Source organism: Massilia sp. P1_C10 (assembly GCF_056406475.1).
Genome location: NZ_JBFUAC010000008.1, coordinates 46,425 through 66,130 on the forward strand (window position 1 = coordinate 46,425; position 19,706 = coordinate 66,130).

Genomic DNA, 19,706 nt, shown 5'->3' on the forward strand with positions numbered 1-19,706 from the left:
AATATTGTTATGGAATTAATGAAAAGTTAGTCTATTTCAACTATGCATATTTGTGAAGATAATAATTATTTTTCGGCAATTTTTCGATGCTGCCACGGCTGATCGTTGCCGCGCCGCCACTTCCGTGGCACGATGCGCTCCAGACTTTTCGGGAGTGACGCAATGCGATTCTGCGGCAAACTGGTTTTCCTGGCGTCGGTCATCGGCGCCAACGCGATGGCGCAAGCGCCGTCGCCCGAAGTGCGCAAGTTCATCCGGTTCGACCAGCCGCTGATCGCGCTGACCGACGTGAAGGTGATCGACGGCACCGGCGGCCCGGCGCAGGAACATCGCACTGTCATCGTCAGGAATGGCCGCATCGCAGCGATCACCGACGCGGCCAAGGCGCCGCCGCCCGGCGCCCACGTGGTCGAGCTGGCCGGGCGCAGCGTGATGCCAGGACTGGTCGGCATGCACAACCACCTGATGTACACGGCGTCGATCAACATGGACGAAGACGACAAGATCCCGCCGCCCGGCTTTTTCGTCACCGAGCTGGCGTTCAGCGCGCCCCGCATGTACCTGGCGGCCGGCGTGACCACCATGCGCACCACCGGGAGCATCGAGCCGTACACCGACCTGAATATCCGCCGCATGATCGACGCGCAGCAGATTCCCGGCCCGCACATCGACGTCACCGGCCCTTACCTCGAAGGCAAGGACAGCTTCTTTCCGCAGCTGGCACTGATGGAACAGACCGGCCAGGTGCGCAAGACCGTCGCGTTCTGGGCCAGCGAGGGCATGACCTCGTTCAAGGCCTACATGAACATCTCTGCGCCGGTGCTGGGCGCGGCGATCGACGAGGCGCACAAGCACGGCACCAAGGTGACCGGCCACCTGTGCGCGGTCGACTGGCGCCAGGCCGCGGCGCTCGGCATCGACAACCTCGAACACGGGCCGATTTTCACCGACAGTGAATTTGTCCCGAACCGCAAGCAGGACGTGTGCCCGTCGGGCGCCGCGATCGCCGCGTCGTGGGAGTCGCGCGACATCGCCAGCGAACCGGTGCAGGCGCTGATCCGCGATCTGGTCGCGCGCAAGGTCGCCGTCACTTCCACCTTGCCGGTGTTCGAATCGTTCGTCGCGACGCGGCCGCTGCTGTCGCGCCGGCAGATGGCGATGATGTCGTCCGAATCGCTGCGCAGCCACCTGGCCGCGCGCGCCGCCGCCGCCACCACGCCCGAGCGCGCGGCCAAGCTGGAAGCGGCGCTGAAGAAGGAGATGGCGTTCGAACTGGCGTTCGTGCGCGCCGGCGGCCTGCTGATGGCAGGCCCCGACCCGACCGGCAATGGCGGCGTGCTGCCTGGCTTCGGCGACCAGCGCGAGCTGCAGCTGCTGGTGGAAGCCGGCTTCACGCCGGTCGAGGCGATCCGCATCGCCACCGCCAACGGCGCGCGCTACCTGGGCCGGCTGGACCGGATCGGCACCATCGAGGCGGGCAAGCAGGCCGACATCGTCGTGCTGAAGGGCGATCCGACCCGCCGCATCGCCGACGTCGAGAACGTCGAAATCGTCTTCAAGGACGGCGTGGGCTTCGACCCGGTCAAGCTGAATGCCTCGGTGCGCGGGATGGTGGGCATCCGCTGAAATTTCGAGAGTTGAAGAGGAGTCCAAATTGGGGTCAGGTCCGGCGGACCTGACCCCAGCTCTTGGTCCGCGGCTTGAACTATGTGGCGGGCAGTCCCAATGCCGCGAAATGCAGCACCCATTGGCGCTTCGGGTCGACGCCGATCAGCGCGGCTGCCTCGTCGTCGTAGAACGCGCCCACCGGGCACGCCGCCAGCCCGCGCGCGGCCGCGCCGAGCAGCCAGCGCTCGCCCACCATGCCCGCTTCCAGGTAGCCCTGCCGATAGCCGCGCGCGCCTTCGCCCAGCATCGGCCCACGTTCGGCCGACAGCACCAGCACCACCGCCGCCCCGCCGATCACTTCCTGCGACAGCGCGGCCGATTGCGCCGCGGCGGCAAAGTCGCCCGCGCGCACCCGTTCGAGCGCGTGGCGCGCGAGGTAGCGGTAGACCCCGGGCGCCAGCCCGTCGACGCGGTTGACCACGATGTGGATGCGGACCGCGTCGGACAGCTGCGGCGCTTGCGCCATGCCGGCCAGGATGGACGACAGCGCCGCCAGCGGCACCGGATCGGCGTGAAAGCGACGCTGGCTGCGGCGCTCGCCGATCACGCGCTTCAACGCCATGGCGGCCGGCTGCGGCGCCGGCAGTGCGATGGCGACAGCAGCATCCGGTTCTGCGGCCATGCGCAGCGATGTGGCCTGCTGCACGGCGCTGGTAACGCCCAGCGCACCGGCGCCTGGCGCCATCGTCCCCACCAGCCGCGGCGCCGGCGTGCGCGCCTCGCCGCGCCGCAGCGTCATCGCCGCCAGCACGCCCTCCTCCACGCCATCGACGCCGATCGCGCGCGCCAGTTGCGCCTCGTCGAAGCGCGCGGCCAGCTCCGCCTGCATTCCCGCCGCGCGGCCGGCCAGGCGCATGTTCTCCAGCAGGTGCCCGGTGTCGGCAGTCACGTATCGATAGGCGCGGTCGCGATATTTGTAGCCGGTGCGCCGAAACACCGAGGTGGCCACGATCGTCGCGTCGGCATCGGACAACGCAGGCGCCGGACCGATGATGTCGAGGCGGTGAAGGTCGGGGTCGTAGTGATACACGCCGGCGGGCAGGCCATCGATCTCGCGCGCCAGCACATACAGTTCGCTGGAAAACAGCGCGCCCGACGACGGCGCGGCGCGCAGCGCATTGCCGCCGCGGCGCGCCGTGACGCCGGCCGACAGGAACAGGATGTCGCCGAGTTCGGCCAGCCGCAGCGGGGCCGAGCGAGGCCGCACCGCACGCCACGCCTCGCCCAGCGACACCGTGCCGACTTCATCTCGCGGCAGCGCGACGTGGCGCGCATTTGGATACGCCTTGAATACCGGCGGCGGCGCGCCCCAGTCGATGCCGGGCGCGCGCGCGAACACGCTGCGGCGCGAATCGGACGACAGCTCGTGATAGCGCACCATGGCGTCGGCCACCGGCAGCGGCGCCGCGACTTCGCCGCCCTGGCGCGTGCCGAGCAAAAACGCCGCAGCCAGCGCGGCGGCGACGCCAAGTGGCTTGAATACGCCGGGGGGCGCCGCATGCGACGCGCGCTTCGGCCCGCGCAGCCAGCGCCATGCGATCGGGAAGTTGAACCACAGGTGGATCGAGACCAGCAGCACCGTGCAGTAGCCGAACAGGTAGTGCCAGTCGAACACGGGCAGCTGCTGGTTGGCCACCCAAAAAATCCCCAGCCCCGCCGTGGTGAGCAGGTAGGCCATCAGCAGCACGCTGGTTTGCACGTTGAACGCCTGGCGCGAAGGCAGCCGCCCGCGCGCGGCCGCAATCGCCAGCAGCACGCCAAACACCATCAGCGGCGCGAGCACCCAGGCGATTTTCGGGACCATGGCCGGCCGATCCCGAAATCGACGCCGCCGTCTACAGGTCGACCATCGACTCGAAGCCGCCGTAGATCATGCGCTTGCCGTCGAACGGCATCGATTCGGGCTTCATGAAGTCGGCGAGGCGCGGGTCCTTCATCACCTTCTCGTTGATGTCGTCGCGTTCCGCGCGGTTGTTATATTCGATCCACGAGAACACCACCACTTCGTTCTCTTCGAGCTTGACGCTTTGCGGGAACGAAGTCCACTGGCCCGGCTTCACGTCGTCGGCGACACACTCGCGAAAACGCAGCGCGCCGTACTCCTTCCAGATCGCACCGCACTTCTGCGACATGGTGCGATAGGCATCCAGTTTTTCCCGCGGCACGGGGACCACAAATCCGTCTACGTAAGACATGGCGATTCTCCTTGTTGGTTCTCTCATCGAATTGGAAGGTCTAGATTAGCAGCCCTTGGTGAAAAGGCAAGTGAGCGCTGCCGTGCGCACGTTGGGAGTACGATTTGCCTTTTCACCAACCTCGCAAAGGACCGCCATGTTCACCTCCCTGCACCAGGAAATCGAGTTCGCCGCGCCGCCGGAAAAAGTTTATTCCACCCTGACCGATGCGGCGCAATTCCAGTCGATGACGGGCGCGCCGGCCGAGATCGACGCCAGGGCGGGCGGCGCGCTGTCGCTGTTCGGCGGCATGATCACCGGGCACATCCTGGAACTGGTGCCGAACCAGCGCATGGTGCAGGCCTGGCGCGCCGGCAACTGGCCGGCCGGGATGTTTTCGATCGCGCGCTTCGACTTCACGCCGTCGGGCGCGGGCACCAAACTGGTGTTCGACCACAGCGGCATCGGCGAGGACATGAAGCCCCACCTGGAGGCCGGCTGGCACAAGATGTATTGGGAACCGCTGGCCAAGGCGCTGGGATAGTCCTCCAACGGTGTTTCCCTTGAGATTTTTGTGGATTGGTAGCATGATGACATTTCACTATCATGTTCAACCACCACGGGAAAACACCATGAAACGACTGTTTATCGCTTGTCTCGCACTGTCGATGTCCGCCGCAGCATTCGCCGCGGCGCCGGCCGCGCAGACCGCGCAGCAAACCAGGATGGCGACCTGCAACCACGACGCCACCGGCAAGAAAGGCGACGAGCGCAAGACCTTCATGAAGGAATGCCTGAGCGCCAAGCCCGAGATGACGGCGCAGCAGTCGAAAATGAAGACTTGCAATGCGGATGCAGCCGGCAAGAAAGGCGACGAGCGCAAGGCGTTCATGAAGACGTGCCTGAGCGCCGCGGCACCGATGACGCAGCAGGACAAGATGAAGGTTTGCAATACCGAAGCCACGGGCAAAAAGGGCGACGACCGCAAAGCCTTCATGAAGACCTGCCTGAGCGCGAAGTGATGCAGGGGGGCAGGTCCGCAGGACCTGGCCCCATTTTCTGATCGCCGCCATGAATGCACGCACTCTGTTCCACATGCTCACCGCCAGCCTGGCGCTGACAATCGCGCCATCCACGCCTGCCGCCACAGGCCAGCAAGCGCACACCGTCGCCGTGCATTCGAAGGTCCCCTACCTGGCCTTCCTCCCGAAAACATACTCCGCCAACGGCGCCCCCGTCCCGCTGATCATTTTCCTGCACGGCTCGGGCGAACGCGGCACCGACCTGAACAAGGTAAAGGCCTGGGGCCCGCCCGCGCTGGCGGAAAAGGATCCCGGCTTCCCGTTCATGGTGGTGTCGCCGCAGGCGCCCGACGGCGAGTGGTTTCACGCCAACCTGCTCAAGGGGATGATCGACGAGGTGCTGGCCAGGTACAACGTCGATCGCAGCCGCGTCTACCTGACGGGCCTGTCGATGGGCGGCTACGGCGCCTGGGACCTCGCGATCCGCTACCCCGACTATTTTGCCGCGGTGGCGCCGATTTGCGGCGGCGGCAACGCGGTCATGGCCGGTGAGATGAAGCGCGTGCCGACCTGGGCCTTCCACGGCGCCAAGGACGACGCGGTGCCGGAGGGGGAATCGGCGCGCATGGTGGCGGCGCTGAAGGCCGCGGGCGGAAACGTGAAGTATACCGTGCTGCCGGACGCAGGCCACGTGGACGCCTGGGTGTATGCGTACGGTCCCGACGCGGGGCTGTTCGACTGGTTTCTCAAGCACCGCAAACCATGAATGTCGCTCCTGCGAAGGCAGGAGCCCATGCTGAACATGAGCATACTCAGCATGGGTTCCGGCCTTCGCCGGAACGACAGGCGATTAGCGTCCCATGGCGGCTTGCGCGGCCAACGTACCCAGCTGCCCGTATAGCGGCAAGATATTCGCCTTGTCATCCGGGTAGACGCGGTTCGACAGGAACACGTAGAAGGTGCGCGAGGTCGGATCGACCCACAGGATGCAGCCGGTGAAGCCGGTGTGGCCGTAGCTGCCGATCGGGAACAGCGTGCCGCGCGGACGCGCGAACGGCGAGTTGATGTCCATGCCCATGCCGCGCAGCTGCGCGATGCCCGGCGGCGACTGCACCGTGGTCAGCAAGCGCACGCTCTCGGGCGACAGCACGCGCACGCCGTCCAGCTCGCCGCCGGCCAGCAGCATGCGGGCATAGCGCGCCAAGTCGTGCACGGTGGTGAACACGCCGGCCGAACCGGCCACGCCGCCCATCCGGCGCGAGGTCGGGTCGTGCACCACGCCCTGCAGCACCTCGCCATGCTCGAGCTCGGGATGCAGCGCCTTGTCCTCGTCCTTCAGCGGCGACACGTGGGTCGGCGCAATCCGGCCCAGCGGGAAGCGCGCCAGCGGCAGGTAGCCGGTCTCGGTCATTTTCAGCGGCTTGAAGATGTGCTGCTGGGCGAACTCGTCGAGCGGCATGCCGGACACCTTCTGCACCAGCTGGCCCAGCAGGATGAAGTTGACGTCCGAGTAACGGAAGGCGGCGCCCGGCGGGTCGGTGATGTCGCGCGCGCAGGCCAGCGCGTGCGCGGCCGCCTGGCCCTCCCACGCCGGCAGCGCCGGGATGCCCGCCGGCAGGCCGGAGCTGTGCGTCAGCAGGTGGCGGATCGTCATGCCGTCCTTGCCCTTGCCGCCGCATTCGGGGAAGTAGCGGATCAGCGGCGCTTCGAGGTCGATCTTGCCCTGCTCGGCCAGCAACAGGATGGAGGGCGCGGTCGACACGATCTTCGACAGCGACGCGGCGTCGTAGATGGTGTCGATGTGCACTTTCGGCGCATTCTTGTCGTAGGTGAACGACCCGTACGCTTTCTCGTACGACTCGCCGTTGCGCTCCAGGTGGAACACCGCTCCCGGCATGCGCTTGTCGGCGATCACCGTCTCGATCGCCCGGTCGATCTCGGCGAAGCGCGCGTGGTCGAGCTGCGGGCCGGGCAGCGTCGCGCAGCCGGCGGCCAGCAGGGTGGTCGAGACGCTAGCAATCATGAGCGCGCGTTTGGCAAAGGGCGTACATACAGTCATCGTGGAATAGCCTGAGTTCTTCAAGCGTTGTACTTTAGCAGACCTGTTCGATTGCAACACCATTCCTGCCCGTGGTAAATTTCCCCACCCTCAACCGCCCCGCTCCCATGAAAACCACTCTGATCGCCTGTGCCTGCCTGCTGCTGGCCGCCTGCGCCGCCCCGCCCAGGCTCTCCGAACGCACCGTCGCTTCCGGCGCCGAGCGCGCGCCCGAGCAGCTTGCCGTCGTGTTCGACAAGGCCGACCTGGCGCTGCGCATCGAGCCGAACTCGCGCACCATCCGCGGCGACGCTACGTTGACGTTCCAGGCGACGGCGCCGCTGTCGCGCTTCGTGCTCGACCTCGACAACAATTTCACCATCGACGCGGTGACGGTCGACGGCGCCGCTGCCGCGTACAGCAATCCGGACGGACGCCTCGCCATCACGCTGCCGAAGCCGGTCGCGGCCGGCGCCCAGTTCGGCGTGCGGGTGCGCTGGCACGGCGCGCCGCACGTGGCGAAGAAGGCGCCGTGGGACGGCGGCTTCGTCTGGTCGACCACGCCGGACGGCCAGCCGTGGGTGGCCAGCGCCGTGCAGGGCGAAGGCTGCGACCTGTTCTGGCCGTGCATCGACCATCCGATGGGCAAGGCGCGCGTGATCGACCAGCACTTCACCGTGCCGGCGCCGCTGGTGGCGGCCGGCGCCGGCGTCGCGATGGGCATGGACGAAGCCGACGGCTGGCGCACCTGGCACTGGCGCGCCAGGAATCCGAGCACCTACGGCATCTCGGTCAACGTCGGCCCGTACAAGCTGCTGTCGGAGGACTATCGCAGCCGCTTCGGCAACACCATCCCGCTGCGCTTCTGGTACCTGCCGAGCAGCGAAGCAAAGGCCAGGGAGCTGATCAAGGAATTCACGCTGGTGCTCGACTTCTTCGAGAGCAGCATCGGCCCCTACCCGTTCGGCGACGAAAAGATGGGCGTGGTCGAAACGCCGCACCTGGGCATGGAGCACCAGACCATCAACGCCTACGGCAACGGCTACGCCAAGACCATGTACGGCTACGACGAGCTGCTGCAGCACGAATTCGCCCACGAGTATTTCGGCAACCAGGTAACCAACGCCAACTGGGACGACATGTGGATCCACGAAGGCCTGGGCAGCTACATGCAGCCGCTATACATGCAGTACCTGCGCGGCGACCAGGAATTCTTTTCGACGCTGATGAAGATGCGCTCGACCATCTCGAACAAGGCGCCGATGGTGTCGGGCAAGCCGCGCGCCGAGGAAGACGTGTACGACCAGAAGCGCGGCGGCCCTGGACAGGACATCTACGTCAAGGGCGCGCTGGTGATGCACACATTGCGCGGACTGGTCGGCGACGACGTGTTCTTCCGCGCGGTGCGCGAGCTGGTGTACGGCACCGATGCGCCGGCGCCGGGCAAGAACCCGCCGCGCTACGGCAGCACGCGCGAGTTCATCGGCTTCGTCAACCAGGCCAGCGGGCGCGACCTGACCTGGTTCTTCGACGTCTACATGTACCAGAAGGAACTGCCGGAGCTGGTGGCGACGCCGCGCGACGGCAAGCTGGCGCTGCGCTGGAAGACCGAGGGCGACAAGCCGTTCCCGATGCCGGTCGAGGTGCGCGTGGGTGGCCAGGTGCAGACGGTCGAGATGAAGGATGGCCAGGGCAGCGTGGCGTTGCCGGCGGGCGCGACGTGGACCCTCGATCCGCATTCGAAAGTGCTGCGCAGGCTGCAGCATATCGAGCAGTTCCAGGAGTACGAAAAGGCGAAGAAGAAAAAGGCGAGCTGACCGTTGGCGCCTGACGCTTACGCCAATGCCAGCATGTCGGCCAGGGCGTGAGCGACGACCGCGGGCCACAACTGGCGCGTGCGCCAATACGCGGCGCCGAGGACCAGTCCGAATACCACGACGGAAACCGCGCCATTTGGTCCCTGGTAGAGATGGTAGAGCAGCCGTATCAGCACGCTCAGCCCCAATGCAAACGACGCACCGGACGGCGCGAAGCCGCGCACCAGGTAGCCGAGCAGGAACGTCTCCTCATAGAGTCCGTTCAGCATCGACATGACGATCACCATGCCAAGGGAAGGTTTGGCGTTGGCGACGATTTGGGCGATCGGTTGAACCATGTCGCGATTGGACGGGATCAGCTGTGCAACCGCGATGCATGCCGCCAGCGCCACAGCACACACGGCCACGCCGTCCACGCATCCCCGCCAGCTTGGCGATGGCAGCAGCTCCTGTAACCGGTAGCCGCGCAAGTGCAGGAACGCCAGCGCCATCGCGCCGAACACGAGTTCCGTCAGCAGCATCACGGTCAGGGCGGCGTCCGAAAACGACTGCGACGACGGAAAGCCGTTCATGACGGCCATCACGGACAAACCTATAAACCACCCGAAGCTGATCGTGATCAGCAGGGCTGCTTCTTTCATTGGTGGGCTAGTTGACGACAAGATGTTCCCGGACTGTTCAAGAATGGGTCAGTGCCAGCGGACCTGGCCCCGTGTTCAGATAAACCAGATCAATCGTAGTTCGGCAGGTTTTATGGACAAGCGCTCGGCGCGCTAACAGCTAGAAAGACGCGAGTGTCAGCCCGCGTCCTGTGGCATTCGATGGTATCAAGGGCAATCAGGTATCCATTCGAGCAGATCGGTCACGCCGATTTCAACGTCCGATTGCGCCAACAGCGTACTTGCTTGGCCACGGTGATGCGTCTGATGATTGAACAGGTGAAGCAGCAAGCTTCCAAAATTCTTCCGGAAGTTTCCGACTGAATTCTTGTATGCAAGGGGCTGTGCTAAATCTTCGTTTGATACTTCTGCCGCCAATGTCGTGATGATCGCGTCGAGCTTCGCGCGATACGCTACAAGCCCGTCGAGGTCGTCGCTGTACATATGCGCAAGACTCGTGGGGGGCCGGATGTCGGCCATCGCCATCAGCGACGAAAAGTCAGAAGGATGTGCCATGAACCGGCGTAGCCAGATGATATCGCCAACGACGATATGATTCAGGGTGCCCAAAACGGAGCCAAAAAACGCCCCTCGGTCGGCGTTTAGCACGTCCTTGGGCAAGGTGGCGGCGGCAGCATACAGCCTGGTGTTCATGGACGCGTTATAGCGCGCCAATAGCGCGATGTCTTCCCGGGTTGGCATTCTTAGGTATATCCCTTTAGCAAAAACTTCCCTGAGGGTTGAAAAACTGCCACCGTCCGCTTTGGACAGCAGACAGCTGCATGTCGCCGATCGCAGCCGCGTCAGGTACGCTCACGCATATAACTGTTGATTTCCTTGCCGTTCAGCTCAGTTTTCATTTCGTACGTCATTCCCAGGCGCTCGGCAACGCGTCGCGATGATTCATTGCCAGAAGCGACCAGTGCGCGAACCTTTGGCTCACGCCGAACTTCAAACGCATAATTCAAGACTGCCCTCGCCGCTTCGTTCGCAATTCCTTTTCCCCAGAATGCTCGATAGGTATTCCATCCCATCTCCATTACAGTTGATTCGTGGCGGAAGAAAGCGCCTACGCTGCCAACCAGCTGACCTGTCTGCCGGTCCTCGATTGACCACCAGCCAGCCCCGCTCAGAAGCCAAAATCCAGCATGTGAGTTGAAGATGCGCCAAGCGGTCTGACGGTCGGCCGAACCTAAATGAGCCGAGCTTTCGGCATTCGACAAATGGTCAGCAAATAATTCGAAGTCTTCAACACGATATTCCCGAAGCGTAAGCCGATCTGTATGAAGGCGAGGCACGGAAATCGAAAAGGCGTGATCCATGAGAAGCGCATCCTAAAAGTTTAAATGGTTCCACCGTCCCCATTCGGCCGATTGCAGCAGTTGCTGGGCGACCGCTTCCGACCCGAAGCGGACGTTCGCAAAAGCCAGAACAACTGAAATGTCGCCGGCACAGTGCTCGCGGAGCGGCTAGCTACAAGCCGAATCCAAACGAGAGCAGCAGTGCAAGCGCATTGTTGGTCGCATGCGCAGTCGCCGTTAGTCCGTAGGCAGGCACGAAGCCACGTTGTAGATTAGCAGCGAAGATGCTGGAAAAACACAGGCCCGCTATTAACGTCACGACACCCTGCCCTATACCGCCACCAGAAGCCACATGGCCGGCGGAAAACAATATGGCGCTAACGAGGATCGCCGTCAGAGGCCGAGCACCGCACGACGTCAAAACGGCGACCGGGATCATCTGACCGATAAGCGTCTCCCACAGCGGCGCCCAAATTACCGCGGCAAAGAAGGTGGGTATCCAGCCGCTATCGAAGATTGCGCCTCCTGCGAGGCCCCCCATATTGGGGCGGCCCAGCAACGCAAACAATAGATAAGAGAGCAGCAACGTCAACACCGCAGTGAGTGCGCCAGCGCCGGCAGCCCGTGAAAGGCTTCTGGTCAGGGGTTTGTCATCCCAGCACAGATGCGCAGCGATCGTGGCGATGTTCATTTGTAGGTTTTTTGGGTCAATAGCATAACCACATCATTCAGAATAGCGTCGACTGTCTGCTCCTGGCCCATTGCGGGCGTCCGGACTCAATCCTGCGCCGGACTCACGAGAGATGTCAGGCCCACAGGGCCGGGCCCCTTGCGCTGCTTGCGCCGCGGACCAAAGTTCGGGGTCAGGTCCGACGGACCTGACTCCGGGGATTGGGCCGCGGCTGCCGCAGCCTTCAGTTACTGCGTGACGTTGCCGTCAGCGTCGATCTTGCGCACTTCGCCCAGCTTCAGGTCGCGAATGCCCGATTCGACCTTGCTCATGTCGCCCACCACCAACCACACCAGCTTGCCCGGCATGAACGACTTGGCCGCCAGCGCGTTGGTCTGCTCAGGCGTCATCGCCATTACCGTGCCGGTAAAGGTGTTGTAGTAAGTCTCCGGCAGCTTGTACTGCAGGATGGTCGAGTACGCGTTGCTCAGCTGCGATGCCGACTCGAACTGGCCCGGCAAACCCAGCGTCTCGTTGGTCTGCGCATCCATCAGCTCCGCCGCGGTGATCGGCTTGGCGCCGGCGATGTAGCCATACTCCGACACCAGCTCATGCAATGCTTCCTTGGTCTTGTCGGTCTGCACCGGCGAGCTGCTCAGGAACAGGCGCTGGCCCACCGCCGGCGGCAACTGCGAGCGCACGCCATACGACCAGTGCTTGTCTTCGCGCAGGTTCATGTTGATGCGCGAACTGAAGGTGCCGCCGAAGATATTGTTCACCACGCCCAGCTGCACCGCGTCCGGCGAGTTGCGTGGCGGCGCCAGCTGCACGCCGTAGATCACGCTTTGCAGCGCGCCCGGACGGTCCATCAGGTACACGACCGTCTTGGCCGGCTGCTGCACTTCGACCACGTTCTTCTTCGGCACGTCGCCCGCCTTCCAGCCGGCAAACGCCTTCTCCAGCAGCGGGGTCAGCTCGGCCATCGTGGTGTCGCCCACCACCAGCAAGGTCGCGTTGTTCGGCTTGAACCAGGTGTGGTGATACGCCACCAGGTCGTCGCGCTTGATCTTCGCGACCGCCGCTTCGGTGCCCGTGCCGCTCATCGGCAGCGAGTAGGCGTGGCCCTTGCCGTACAACAGGCCAGGAATCACGCGCAGCGCCATCGCGTTCGGATTGACCTTCTCGCGCTGGATCGCCGCCAGCTGGTCCTTCTTCAGGCGATCGATTTCGTTCTGCGCGAACGCCGGATGCAGGATGATGTCGGCGTACACGTCGAGCGCCTTCGGCATCGTTGCCTTCAGCACGTCCATGCGCACCGAGGCGCCGTCGAGGTTGCTGCTCGACGAATAATTCGCACCCAGCGATTCGAACTCTTCACCGATCTTCAGCGAATTGCGGCTCGCCGTGCCTTCGCCCAGCATGCGCATCGACAGGCTGGCCACGCCAGGCAGGTCGTTCGAATCGGACGCGTAGCCGCTGTCGATCATCATGTTGAAGTTGACGATCGGCGCCGCATGGCGTTCGGCCAGCACCACTGTCAGGCCGTTCGACAGCGTGGCGCGCTGCATTGCCGGCAGGTTCAGCGATTCGGGCTTGCCCATCGCCGGTTCCTTGCTGCGGTCCAGTTTGGCGGAAGTGGCCAGGCCGGTCGGGAACGGCTGCACGTCGAGCAGGAAATCGCCGTCGCTGAGCCACTCGTTCATCGCCTGCTTGATCTGCGCCGGGGTGGCCGCCTTGATCGCCTTCAGGTAATCCTTGTAGCAGGTCGGATTGCCGGTGTAGGTCTGGCACGACGCCAGCAGGTCGCTCTTGCCGCCGAAGCCGCCGATGCGCTCGACGATGCGCACGTAGCGCGCCAGCGACGCGGTCTTGGCCAGCTCCAGTTCGGCCGCGGTCGGGCCGGTCTTCATCAGCGCGCGCAGTTCCTCGTCGGCCGCCGTTTCCAGCTTCTTCAGGTCGACGCCCGGACGCGCGGTCAGGACCAGGTCGAACTGGCCGGCGATTTCGTTCGAGTCGTTGCTCGCGGTCGCGCTGGTGGCCAACTGTTCCTTGTAGACCAGGCGCTTGTAGAAGCGCGAAGTCTTGCCGCCGCCCAGGATGTGCGCCGCCAGGTCCAGCAGCGGCTCGGTCGCGGTGTGCGCTCCCGGCACGTTCCATACGCGATACAGGCGCGCCTGCGGCACGCGGTCCTGCACGGTGGTGCGATGGGTGCCGGTGCGCTTGGCGATCCACGCCTCGTGCTTGGCCAGCGGCGGGCCGGCCGGGATGTCGCCGAAGTACTTCTCGACCTTCTCGCGCGCCTGTTCCGGCGTGATGTCGCCGGCCAGCACGATGGTCGTGTTGTTCGGGCCGTAGTTGGTCTTGAACCATTCCTGCACGTCGCTCATCGAGGCCGCGTCCAGGTCTTTCATCGAACCGATCACGGTCCAGGAGTACGGGTGGCCGACCGGATAGGTGTTCTCGGTCAGCAGCTGGTAGGCGACGCCGTACGGCTGGTTCTCGCCCTGGCGCTTCTCGTTCTGCACCACGCCGCGCTGCAGGTCCAGCTTCTTCTGGTCGACCACGCCGAGCAGGTGGCCCATGCGGTCGCTCTCGGCGAACAGCGCGTAGTCCAGCATCGAGGTCGGCACGTTCTCGAAGTAATTGGTGCGGTCGTTGTTGGTGGTGCCGTTCAGGTTGGTCGCGCCGATGCGCTCCATCGCGTTGATGTAAGTCTTGTTGAAGTTCTCGCTGCCGCTGAACATCAGGTGTTCGAACAGGTGCGCGAAGCCGGTCTTGCCGACCTTCTCGTTCTTCGAGCCGACGTGATACCAGGTGTTGACCGCGACGATCGGCGCCTTGTGGTCTTCGTGCACCAGCAGGGTCAGGCCGTTCTTCAGCACGAACTTGGTGTAAGGGATATCGGGAATTGCGATGTCGACCTTGCTGGAGGCCGGTGCCGCTGCCTGGGCCAAAGGCAACATGGCGAGGGACGCCGCGATAACGCCGGCGCGGATAAACGTGGTCATGCTTTACCTCCGAAATGAACAAATGGTGTCGGCCAATGCCGTGCCGCCATTTTATTGCTATTTCGTGTAGGCAACTAGGAAATCTTTATATATGCATACGTCGGGCGGTTGGCGGCCAACCCGGCGGACCCGCCCCCTCATGCCGCTCAGTAAAGCAGTCGTTCCTGCGAAGGCAGGAACCCATGCTGGGCGGACACAAATGGTTCTGCGCGCTCAGCATCGGTACCAGGCCTGCGCTGGTACGTCGGCTTCCAGGCTCAGACGCTGCCGTCGCGCACTTGCGCCGCAATCTCGAACGAGCGCAGGCGCTTTGCATGATCATAGATTTGCGACGTGATCATCAGTTCGTCCGCCCCGGTGCGCTTGACGAACGCCTCCATCGCCGTGCGCACGGTTTCGGGCGATCCGATCGCCGAACACGACAGCACTTGTTCCAGCATCGCATACGCCTGCGGATCCAGACTCTCCAGGTAGCCCGGCTTGGGCGGCTGCAGCTTGCCCGGCCGCCCGGTGCGCAGGTTGACGAACGCCTGCTGCATCGACGTCGCCAGCACCCGCGCCTCCTCGTCGGTATCGGCGGCGAACACGTTAAAGCCCAACATCACGTACGGTTTGGCCAGTTGCGCCGACGGCCGGAACGTCGCGCGGTACAGCTCGATCGCCTGCATCATCTGCTGCGGCGCGAAGTGCGACGCGAACGCATAGGGCAAGCCCAGCGCCGCCGCCAATTGCGCGCCGAACAGGCTCGACCCCAGTATCCACAGCGGCACCTTCAGCCCGGTCCCGGGCACTGCCTTCACCTGCTGGCGCGGCGCGTCGGAGAAATAATCCTGCAGCTCGACCACGTCCTGGGGAAACTCGTCGGCGTCCGATCCGAGGTTGCGGCGAAGTGCGCGCGCGGTCACCTGGTCCGAGCCTGGCGCGCGGCCCAGCCCAAGCTCGATGCGGCCCGGATACAGCGACGCCAGCGTGCCGAACTGCTCGGCGATGACCAGCGGCGAATGGTTCGGCAGCATGATGCCGCCGGCGCCGACGCGAATCGTCCTGGTGCCGCCGGCCACGTGCCCGATCAGCACGGCGGTCGCGGCGCTCGCGATGCCCGGCATGCCGTGGTGCTCGGCCAGCCAGAAGCGCTGGTAGCCCCAGCGTTCGGCGTGCTGCGCCAGGTCGAGCGAATTGCGAAACGACTGGGCGGCGTCGCTGCCCTCGGCGATGGGGGCCAGGTCGAGTACGGACAAAGGGATCATGGATGGCTCGCTGCGGAAAAGTAGATCGGCCATTCTATGCCCATCCGTTCATTCGCGCCGGCGAAGCCAAAATCGCACCGCGCCTGTGTTTACGGGCGTTTCCTCACGGACACGCCCTGCGCCAAACCGCTATTCGCGGTATACTTGAAGTCAAGCGAACAAGCGCGATAGGAGTTATCCATGTCAATGAACCAACGTCGCTCATTCCTGAAAAGTTCCGCCGTGCTGGCTTCGGCCCTGACCGTCCCGGCAATCGGCCGGGCCGCGGATCTCGCGATACCCAACGAGCGCACCCTGCGGATGTACAACACGCACACCGGCGAGACGCTGAAAAGCACCTTCTGGGCCGAGGGCAAGTTCATCCCCGACGCGATGAAGGACATCAACAAGCTCCTGCGCGATCACCGCAACAACAAAGTGGCCGAGATGGATCCGAAGCTGCTGTTCCTGCTCGACCAGGTCAGCCGCCAGGTCGCCGGCAGCCACGGCATCCTGCACATCATTTCTGGCTACCGCTCGCCGGAAACCAATCAGCTGCTGGCCGAAACCACCAACGGCGTGGCCAAGCACAGCATGCACCTGGACGGCAAGGCGATCGACGTCCGCATGCCCGGCACTGACCTGGCGATGCTGCACAAGGCCGCGCTGCACGCCGGCGGCGGCGGCGTCGGCTACTATCCCGACTCACAATTCGTCCATATGGACACCGGCCGCCTGCGCCACTGGTAAGCCAACCGTTCAGTGGTGCGTCGATCCTTCCGCGATCGGCGTACCATTCGAACATGATTTCAATTTCGCTACGATCCCTGTGCGCCTTCGCGCTCGCCGCGTGCTGCGGCGCGCCGGCCTTCGCGCAATCCAGCACTGCCCCCATCCCCAGCGTCACCGTGTCCGCCACCCGCGACCCGGTCGACAAGTCGTATCGCCGCATGATCAAGGGCATGGACCGCTTCGAACGCGAGCATGCGCTGGCGCCGAACGCCACGCTGCGCTTCACGCTGCTGCCGCGCATTTCGAAAACGAAGATGACCGGCATCACCCTGCGCGTGGCGGGCGACAACATCACAATTCCCGTACCGGTGGCGGAGGACAACAGCTTTGTCCTGCCGCGCAACGACCAGGCGCTGCGCGAGGACGCCGCCGTGCTGGCCAACCGCAAGACCAACACCATGACCTGGCGCGTGTCGGTGCGCACGCCCGGTGTGCCCGAGGGCGCGCGCCGGCTTGGCGACCTGCGCCTCGAGTGCAAGGTCGGCATGGACGCGGGGCTGATCTCGAACAGCGCGCCGATTTTCGGCTGGCTGTCGAACATGCTGACCGATACCGACAAGGTATGCGCGGACCCCGAGGGTAACTATCTGTTCTTCGCCGAACGCCCGATCTTCGGCGTCACCCTGCGCCATGGCGAACGCACGCTGGCGTTGCCGTATGCGCTGCTGTATGCGGCCGGCCAGCAGACCGCCGAGTCGCTGCCGTTCTGCGATTGCCAGGTGCTGCTCGACCGCAGCTACTACGCGCCGGTCTGGGACAAGTCCTGGCCCGACGACACCCTGGTCGAATTCGACTACATCGACAAGCCGCCGGGAGAAGCGCCATGAAGCGGCTCGCATTTGTGGTGATCGCGCTGCTGGCCGGCTGCGCGGTGACGCCGCAGGCGCCCCCCGGCACCGTGCTCAAGGCGCCCAACGCCGACCAGGCGGTGCAGCCGGGCGTGACCACCAAGGCCCAGCTGCTGGCGCAACTGGGGTCCACCACCTCGATCCGCTTCGACAGCGGCGTCGAGGTGTGGCGCTACCTGACGCCTGGCGCTGGCGGCCATTATGGCGAGTTCGTCGTCGTCATCGATCCGCGCGGCGTCGTGTCCAGGACCCGTCGCGCCGACCTGGTCTACCAGTGGCCGCCCCAAAAATAGCAGCCGGCGGCGACAAACCCGGGAAGCAGGTCCGGCGGACCTGACCCCGACCTTGGTCCGCGCCGCCAAATTCCTCGCATGCGCGTAGAATTAAGAAACCGAACCGATCCCGTTGTGTCTAACAGCTTATGGGCGCACACATCGTACAGTTCTACGAGGACGACACTTTCCTCATCAAGGGCCTGGTGGACTTTGTCGGCTCCGCACTCAAGGCCGGCGACACGGCAATCGCGATTGCCACCGGCGACCATTTGGCGCGCCTGGAAAAGGCCCTGCGCGGCCGCGACCTGCTCGACGGCGACCGGATCGCAACCCACGGCCAGTACATGCGCCTCGAAGCCGACATGGCGCTGCCGCTGTTCATGCAGGACGGCCACCCCGACGAGGCGCGCTTCCGCGACACCATCGGCAACGTCATCCTCGACGCCAGCGAATCGCACGCCGGCAAGCTCTATGTGTTCGGCGAAATGGTGGCGCTGCTGCGCACCCAGCCGCGCTGTCAGCTGTGCCCGCCGGTCAAGCACGACGCCGCGGTCCACGTCGAACGCTACTTCAACAACCTGCTGCGCCATTTCGATTTCACGCTGCTGTGCGCCTACCCGCTGTCGGCCTTCCCGACCGCCGACGACATGGCCACCTTCCACGAAGTGTGCACGCTGCACACCGACGTCCTGCCGGCCGAAAGCTACGATCCGCACATCGAGCGCTCCTCGCTTCGGCGCACTATCGCGGCCCTGCAGCAGCAGGCGCACGCGCTGAGCCACGAGGTGCACGACCGCCGGCAGGTCGAGCAGGCGCTGCGCGAAGTGAACGTCGACCGCCTGACCGGCCTGGCCAACCGCAACGTGTTCCAGGACCGGCTCGAGATCGACATCAAGAAATCGCAGCGCAGCGGGCTGCCGCTCGCGCTGCTGTTCATCGACCTCGACCACTTCAAGGAAATCAACGACACCCGCGGCCACGAGGCCGGCGACATGCTGCTCAAGGCGGTTGGCCAGCGCCTGCAGGGCCACGTGCGCGACAGCGACACGGTGGCGCGCCTGGGCGGCGACGAATTCACCATCACGCTGGCTGGCCTGCACGAAGTCGCGTCGGTCACCGACATCGCCCAAAAGCTGTGCGAGGACCTGGCGCGGCCCTTCATGGTCGGCGACGAACTGGCCTACATCTCGGCCAGCATCGGCATCACCATCTTCCCGCGCGACGCCGGCAACGCCGGCGACCTGCTGCGCAACGCCGACCAGGCCATGTACCGCTCCAAGGAGCGCGGGCGCAACCGCTTCACCTACTTCAAGAGCAGCATGCAGGACGCGGCGCAAAGCCGGATGGCGCTCTCCAACGAGCTGCGCCGCGCGGTGGAGACCGGACAGCTCGAGGTCTACTACCAGCCGATCGTCGACATGAACACCGGCACAATCCGCAAGGCCGAAGCACTGGTGCGCTGGCACAATCCGGAGCGCGGCGAGATCAGCCCGGTCGAGTTCATCCCGATCGCCGAGCACACCGGCCTGATCTCGATCATCGGCGACTGGGTCTACCAGCAGGCGCTGGTCAAGGCCCGCGACTGGCGCCAGCGCGAGCCGCAGCTGACCATCAACGTCAACGTGTCGCCGGTGCAGTTCTACGAAGGCAATGGCCAGAACTGCCGGAAGTGGCTGTCCAACGGCCATGCGCCCGGCACCGCGGCAACGGTGCCCGAGATGGGGCTGGAAATCACCGAGGGACTGCTGCTGGCGTCGGATGCCGACGTGCTCAAGCAGCTGCTCGCGTTCCAGCAGGCCGGCATCAAGATTTCGCTCGACGATTTCGGCACCGGCTACTCGTCGCTGTCCTACCTGCGCAAGTTCGCGCTCGACTTCCTCAAGATCGACAAGTCCTTCGTCTACAACCTCGAATACGACGCCGCCAATGTCGCGCTGTGCGAGGCGATCATCGTGATGGCGCACAAGCTGGGCCTGCGCGTGATCGCCGAGGGCGTCGAGACGCGCCAGCAGGCGGCGATGCTGCGCGAAGCCGGCTGCGACTTCGCCCAGGGCTTCCTGTTCGGGCACGCGGTGCCGGCTGAGGATTTCGGGGCCATGCTGCCGGCGTAGACGTTTCTGCGGTGGCAGCACTCGCGGCGGCGACAAACCCGGGGGCAGGTCCGCCGGAGCGACGGGGACGCCTAGTCCCCAGCCCTTGGGCCGCGGC

At 64.7% G+C, this 19,706-nt stretch carries 18 protein-coding genes and 1 pseudogene; 10 read left to right on the forward strand and 9 right to left on the reverse strand.

What is annotated here, in order from left to right; translation table 11 throughout:
* The first annotated feature begins 162 nt into the window (after positions 1–162).
* Complete coding sequence (locus AC1D02_RS17165) at positions 163–1,626, forward strand: amidohydrolase family protein (protein ID WP_477319049.1); 1,464 nt, start codon at positions 163–165, stop codon at positions 1,624–1,626.
* A 79-nt stretch (positions 1,627–1,705) separates the two neighbouring features.
* Here AC1D02_RS17165 and AC1D02_RS17170 read toward each other — a convergent pair whose 3' ends face one another.
* Positions 1,706–3,472 (reverse strand): SagB family peptide dehydrogenase, encoded by a 1,767-nt coding sequence (locus AC1D02_RS17170; RefSeq protein WP_477319051.1) that lies wholly within the window; start codon positions 3,470–3,472, stop codon positions 1,706–1,708.
* Between the two features lie 31 nt (positions 3,473–3,503).
* Positions 3,504–3,863 (reverse strand): DUF1428 domain-containing protein, encoded by a 360-nt coding sequence (locus tag AC1D02_RS17175; protein ID WP_477319053.1) that lies wholly within the window; start codon positions 3,861–3,863, stop codon positions 3,504–3,506.
* A gap of 136 nt (positions 3,864–3,999) precedes the next feature.
* Here AC1D02_RS17175 and AC1D02_RS17180 point away from each other — a divergent pair, with 136 nt between their 5' ends.
* The 4 genes and pseudogenes from AC1D02_RS17180 (at position 4,000) to AC1D02_RS17195 (ending at position 5,630) form a co-directional block, all read left to right on the forward strand.
* Positions 4,000–4,386: an SRPBCC family protein gene (locus tag AC1D02_RS17180; protein WP_477319055.1), complete on the forward strand. Its 387-nt coding sequence runs from the start codon at positions 4,000–4,002 to the stop codon at positions 4,384–4,386.
* Positions 4,387–4,510: 124 nt separating this feature from the next.
* Positions 4,511–4,630, forward strand: a pseudogene (locus AC1D02_RS17185) (PsiF family protein); the annotation flags it as partial.
* A complete protein-coding gene (locus AC1D02_RS17190) occupies positions 4,625–4,864 on the forward strand; it encodes a PsiF family protein (RefSeq protein WP_477319375.1) in 240 nt (79 codons plus the stop codon). The pseudogene AC1D02_RS17185 and the gene AC1D02_RS17190, both read left to right, overlap by 6 nt.
* 49 nt (positions 4,865–4,913) lie before the next feature.
* Positions 4,914–5,630 carry a carboxylesterase family protein gene (locus tag AC1D02_RS17195; protein ID WP_477319057.1) on the forward strand — a complete coding sequence of 239 codons (717 nt, stop codon included), beginning with the start codon at positions 4,914–4,916 and terminating at the stop codon, positions 5,628–5,630.
* An 84-nt stretch (positions 5,631–5,714) separates the two neighbouring features.
* On the opposite strand, the gene AC1D02_RS17200 is transcribed toward AC1D02_RS17195, so the two are convergent.
* Positions 5,715–6,887, reverse strand: a complete 1,173-nt coding sequence (locus AC1D02_RS17200) for a serine hydrolase domain-containing protein (RefSeq protein WP_477319059.1) — start codon at positions 6,885–6,887, stop codon at positions 5,715–5,717.
* A 143-nt stretch (positions 6,888–7,030) separates the two neighbouring features.
* Between AC1D02_RS17200 and AC1D02_RS17205 the strand changes: the two genes are divergently transcribed.
* Positions 7,031–8,719, forward strand: coding sequence for a M1 family metallopeptidase (locus tag AC1D02_RS17205; protein ID WP_477319061.1), 1,689 nt, complete (start codon positions 7,031–7,033; stop codon positions 8,717–8,719).
* A gap of 17 nt (positions 8,720–8,736) precedes the next feature.
* On the opposite strand, the gene AC1D02_RS17210 is transcribed toward AC1D02_RS17205, so the two are convergent.
* From AC1D02_RS17210 to AC1D02_RS17235, 6 genes are all read right to left on the reverse strand, one after another.
* On the reverse strand, positions 8,737–9,360 hold the full coding sequence (locus AC1D02_RS17210) for a CPBP family intramembrane glutamic endopeptidase (RefSeq protein ID WP_477319063.1): 624 nt from the start codon (positions 9,358–9,360) through the stop codon (positions 8,737–8,739).
* Positions 9,361–9,546: 186 nt separating this feature from the next.
* Entirely contained in the window at positions 9,547–10,080 is a 534-nt protein-coding gene (locus AC1D02_RS17215; protein ID WP_477319065.1) for a DinB family protein, read from the reverse strand.
* Positions 10,081–10,181: 101 nt separating this feature from the next.
* Positions 10,182–10,700 (reverse strand): GNAT family N-acetyltransferase, encoded by a 519-nt coding sequence (locus tag AC1D02_RS17220; RefSeq protein ID WP_477319067.1) that lies wholly within the window; start codon positions 10,698–10,700, stop codon positions 10,182–10,184.
* A gap of 151 nt (positions 10,701–10,851) precedes the next feature.
* Positions 10,852–11,370: a CPBP family glutamic-type intramembrane protease gene (locus AC1D02_RS17225; RefSeq protein ID WP_477319069.1), complete on the reverse strand. Its 519-nt coding sequence runs from the start codon at positions 11,368–11,370 to the stop codon at positions 10,852–10,854.
* A gap of 227 nt (positions 11,371–11,597) precedes the next feature.
* Positions 11,598–14,357, reverse strand: coding sequence for a M16 family metallopeptidase (locus AC1D02_RS17230; protein WP_477319071.1), 2,760 nt, complete (start codon positions 14,355–14,357; stop codon positions 11,598–11,600).
* 257 nt (positions 14,358–14,614) lie between these two features.
* Positions 14,615–15,604, reverse strand: a complete 990-nt coding sequence (locus AC1D02_RS17235) for an LLM class flavin-dependent oxidoreductase (RefSeq protein ID WP_477319073.1) — start codon at positions 15,602–15,604, stop codon at positions 14,615–14,617.
* A gap of 180 nt (positions 15,605–15,784) precedes the next feature.
* Here AC1D02_RS17235 and mepK point away from each other — a divergent pair, with 180 nt between their 5' ends.
* The 4 genes from mepK to AC1D02_RS17255 all read left to right on the forward strand — a co-directional run bounded on the left by mepK (position 15,785) and on the right by AC1D02_RS17255 (position 19,609).
* The gene (gene mepK / locus AC1D02_RS17240; RefSeq protein WP_477319075.1) at positions 15,785–16,333 is read left to right on the forward strand and encodes a peptidoglycan L,D-endopeptidase MepK; all 549 of its coding nucleotides are present in this window, start codon (positions 15,785–15,787) and stop codon (positions 16,331–16,333) included.
* Positions 16,334–16,386: 53 nt separating this feature from the next.
* Entirely contained in the window at positions 16,387–17,202 is an 816-nt protein-coding gene (locus AC1D02_RS17245) for a hypothetical protein (RefSeq protein ID WP_477319077.1), read from the forward strand.
* Positions 17,199–17,516, forward strand: a complete 318-nt coding sequence (locus tag AC1D02_RS17250; protein WP_477319079.1) for a hypothetical protein — start codon at positions 17,199–17,201, stop codon at positions 17,514–17,516. The genes AC1D02_RS17245 and AC1D02_RS17250 overlap by 4 nt, the downstream gene beginning before the upstream one ends.
* Positions 17,517–17,644: 128 nt before the next feature.
* Positions 17,645–19,609: a putative bifunctional diguanylate cyclase/phosphodiesterase gene (locus tag AC1D02_RS17255; protein WP_477319081.1), complete on the forward strand. Its 1,965-nt coding sequence runs from the start codon at positions 17,645–17,647 to the stop codon at positions 19,607–19,609.
* The last annotated feature ends 97 nt before the right edge of the window (positions 19,610–19,706 follow it).